Consider the following 4,018-nt stretch of genomic DNA (forward strand, 5'->3'; position numbering starts at 1 on the left):
CGAAGCGCAGTGACGGACTAAGCGCGACGACGCGTTCGACGATCTCCTTGAACTGCCGGAGATCGCCAGGTTCAACCCTGCTTCGTCTGCTCAACCATCGCGACAGAATCCCCATGCGTGGCTCCCCTCGCGCGTCAATCTTCGCTACGTTCAGGCATCAGCAGCGCGGTGATCGTGCGGTTCTTCCAGTACAGATTGTGGATGCGCGGCTGCAGCGTGCGCAGGCCGTCCGCGCTCACGTCGTCGAACACCACGATCGCGGCGGGCCGCGAGCCGGAGCCGGGCATGCGGCGAATCGAACTGTAGCGGGGGAATCCGTAGCGGGTCAGGAACTCGCCGATCTCCTCGTCGGATACGTTTTCCTCCACATTGCCAAGCAGCAGTTCAGCCATGATGGTTGTTCCTCTCGAAGGTTGCTTCGCGCGCAACGCGCCGATCTCGCGCACCGGGGCAGTCGACGATCGAACCGGCGCGTCATCCGCGCGCAGGCGCCGCGAGCGGCCGCTCCCGCGACGTGGCGCCCGCGTCGACCGGCGTCAACCAGTGTCACTGCACCGGGTTCGCCTGCACCGCCGCGGCGATATCGCGGCTCACCGATGCGAGCGCCCGGTCATGCGCGGCGACGATCGGATCGAACCCCGGACCGGATACCGCTTCACGCGCGACCGAGCGGCCGGTGACGACGCGGCTCTTGCCGGGCGGGCGCACCGCCCACAACACATCGACGACGACATCGCGACCCTGCACGGCATCGAAGCGCATCACGTCGATCCGCACATGCCAGACGCTCGGTAGATCGTGCGTCGCGTCGAACACCGAGATCTGCTGCGAGTTCAGCAGCGTGCCGAGATCGGCCGCGATCACGCGGCCGATGTCGCCCTTCAGCGGCTGTGCCCAGCGCTCGAATTCATGGACCGCGACCCCGCTGTCGTTAAACCTGGTAACGATCTGCGGCCTGTCGACGATCTCCGGGATCGTCACCGGTCCGATCACCGCGACGATCGGGCGGCTGTCGCCTGAGCTCGCGAGCGACGCGTCGGGGCTGAGCGTGTAGAAGTTCGTCGCCGGAGATTTACAGCCGCCAAGCAACGCGGCTGCAAGCACGAGCACCCAGCATGCGTTGAGCGGTGTTCTCTTGCGCGTCGTCGCACTCGTCGTCAGGTGTTTCATCGCTTGTCCTCCGGCTTGCCGCGTACCAACGATTCCGGATGCCGCGCCAGATAATCGGACAGCACGCGCAGCGACGCGGCCGTGCGGCTCATCTCCTGCATCGCGTCCTCGGTCGATTGCTGCAACGACGAGTCGGGCTGCAGCGCCGCGTTCGCGGAATCGAGCGTGGATTGCGCGGACGACAACGTATCGCGCGCCTTCGGCACGACGTCTTTATTGAGCTGCGACAGCATCGAATTGGTCGTACGCAGCGTCGTGCGCACATCGTTGCCGATCGCCTCGACCGGGAAGTTGTTGAGCTTGCTCAACAGCCGCGTGACGGAGTCCTGCAACGACTGCAGCGTACGCGGAATCGCGGGCAATTCCGGCGGCGACTTGCTCCAGTCGATGCTGGCCTTCGGCGCGTCCGGGAAATAATCGAGCGCGAGATAGAGCTGCCCGGTCAGCGGATTGCCGCTTCTCAACTGGAAGCGGAAACCGTGTTCGACCAGGTAGTTCGCCATCCCGCGCGGGTCGTCGGTGATTCTGCCGCCGGCCGGCCCGCTCTGGCCCGCCTGGTAGCGCGACGTGAAGCGCTGCGGATAGATCTGGATGGCGACCGGAATGCTGAAGCGGCGGGTCGCAGGGTCAAAGCGCGTATAGATCGCCGTCACTTCGCCGATCACGACCCCGCGGAAATCGATCGGCGCGCCGACCGTCAGCCCGCGCACCGAGTCGGAGAAGTCGACGATATACCGGTCGACGATCGTGTCGTGCTGCTGCATCGCGTCGGCGCGCGTCGCGTATAGCTCGAAGTGCGTATTGGCCGCCGCGACGTTCTCTTCGCGCGAATCGGGCGGCGACTCGAACGCGACCCCGCCGATGATGATCGATACGATCGACTGCGTTTCGACCCGCACGCCGCCGGTATCGAACGACATGTCGACACCGCTCGCGTGCCAGAAGCGCGTGTCGGTTCTGACGAAGCGGTCGTACGGCGCGTTGATGAACACCTTCAGCGTGACGCCCCGGCCATCCGGATCGAGCTGGTATGACGCGACCTGGCCCACCCGCAGCCTGCGGAAATAGATCGGCGTGCCCACGTCGAGCGAACCGAGCCCCGCTCCCTTCAAGGTAAATTCGCGGCCCGGCACGTCGCTCGCGAATACCGGCGGCTCCTCCAGCCCGACGAAATCGCGCCGCGCTTTGGGCGCACTTCCGACGTCGACGTCGATATACGAGCCGGACAGCAGCGTGCCGAGGCCCGACACAGTGCCGCCGGAAATGCGCGGACGCACGACCCAGAAGCGCGTGTTGTCGACCATCAGATTCGCGGCGTCGCGGCTCACTTCGGCCTTCGCGACCACGCGCTTGTGATCGCGCGACAGCGATACGCTGTCCACCACGCCGATATCGACATCCTTGAACTTGATCTTGGTCTTGCCCGCCTCGAGTCCTTCGCCGGTCTTGAAGGTGATGCTGATCTGCTCGCCGCGCTCCAGCACCGCTTTGACCGCGAGCCAGCCGCCCACCAGGATCGCGACGATCGGCACCAGCCACACCAGTTGCATGCGCCAGCGCGAGTGCGGCACCGGCTGCGCGGCCGGCAGATCCGGATCTTCATTGGGCGCGGACATGGTTCTTCTCCAGTGCGTCCCAGATCAGACGCGGATCGAACGCCATCGCGGCGAGCAAGGTCAGCACCACCACCGCGCCGAATGCGATCGACGCGGGTCCCGCCTTGATCGTCGCCAGCGCCTGGAATTGCACCAGCGCAACGAGCATCGTGATCACGTAGATATCGAGCATCGACCAGCGGCCGACCAGCTCGATCACGCGATAGACGCTGGTGCGCTGTCCCGGCAGCCATTGCGAACGAAGCTGCGTGGACACGGCCAGATACGCGAGACCGATGATCTTCAGCATCGGCACCGCGATGCTCGCGATAAACACCAGCACCGCGAGCAGCCACGAGCCGGACACCCACAGATAGACGACGCCGCTCATGATGGTGTCCTTCTGGCTGCCGAACAGCGAACTCGTATCCATCACGGGCAGCACGTTGGCCGGAATGTAGAGCACCATCGCGGCGACCAGATAGGCCCACGTGCGCGACAGGCTCGCCGGCTTGCGCAGATGCAACGGCGCGTGACAGCGCGGGCAGCTATGCTTGCCGCCACTGGCCGGCGGGCGGCTCAGCAGCCCGCACTCCTCGCACAGCGCGAGTCCGTGCGCGGCCGCCGTGAGCGCGCCGTGGCGCCGCCGCAGCGGCGGCATCCGCCACGCGCCGGCGTTGTGCCGCCGCTCGGTGATGCGCGCCCATGCTTCGCGCGGATCGAACGCGGCCGACGCCGCCGCCAGCAGCAGCATCAACGCGATAAACGACCACAGCGCGGTGCCGGGCACCACCTTCGCGATATGCGCGAGCTTGACGAGCGCGACCAGCAGCCCAAGGATCAGCACCTCGGTCATCCCCCATGGCCGCGCCAGTTGAAACAGCCGAAAACCAGCGGCCGCGCGCCACGGCACCCGGCCAAAGCGCAGCGGCAGCAGCAGCCACAGCATCGCGACGATCTGCAGCACCGGCGTGACGATCGTCGTCAGCGCGACCAGCAGCGCGAGCGGCCAGGTGCCGTGTTCGTACAGTAAGCGCACCGCGCCGGCGAGCGTCGTTTGCACCAGATTGCCGTTCAACGACAGCCCGACGATCGGATACAGGTTCGAGATCACCAGCAGCACGGCCGACGCTACCGTGAACGCGAGCGCGTACTCGGGACCGTTCGGGCGCGAGCGTCTCAGCTCGGCATGGCAACGGCGGCAACGCAGCGTACTGCCGACCGCGAGCGGCGCGCCGAACTGCAGCAGATCG

General features: G+C 66.3%; 4 protein-coding genes. All 4 read right to left on the reverse strand.

Annotated elements, in window-relative coordinates:
* Window positions 1–134: 134 nt before the first annotated feature.
* Window positions 135–392, reverse strand: a complete 258-nt coding sequence (locus tag VGH68_RS17890; protein ID WP_331604998.1) for an RNA-binding protein — start codon at window positions 390–392, stop codon at window positions 135–137.
* Window positions 393–546: 154 nt separating this feature from the next.
* Window positions 547–1,170, reverse strand: a complete 624-nt coding sequence (locus tag VGH68_RS17895) for a PqiC family protein (protein ID WP_331604999.1) — start codon at window positions 1,168–1,170, stop codon at window positions 547–549.
* Window positions 1,167–2,786: an intermembrane transport protein PqiB gene (locus tag VGH68_RS17900; RefSeq protein WP_331605000.1), complete on the reverse strand. Its 1,620-nt coding sequence runs from the start codon at window positions 2,784–2,786 to the stop codon at window positions 1,167–1,169. Before VGH68_RS17900 ends, VGH68_RS17895 begins: the two co-directional genes overlap by 4 nt.
* Window positions 2,770–4,018, reverse strand: a 1,249-nt coding sequence (locus tag VGH68_RS17905; protein WP_331605002.1) for a paraquat-inducible protein A, incomplete at its 5' end; no start/stop codon positions are given. The genes VGH68_RS17900 and VGH68_RS17905, both read right to left, overlap by 17 nt.

This window comes from Paraburkholderia sp., from assembly GCF_036488505.1.
GTDB lineage: Bacteria > Pseudomonadota > Gammaproteobacteria > Burkholderiales > Burkholderiaceae > Paraburkholderia.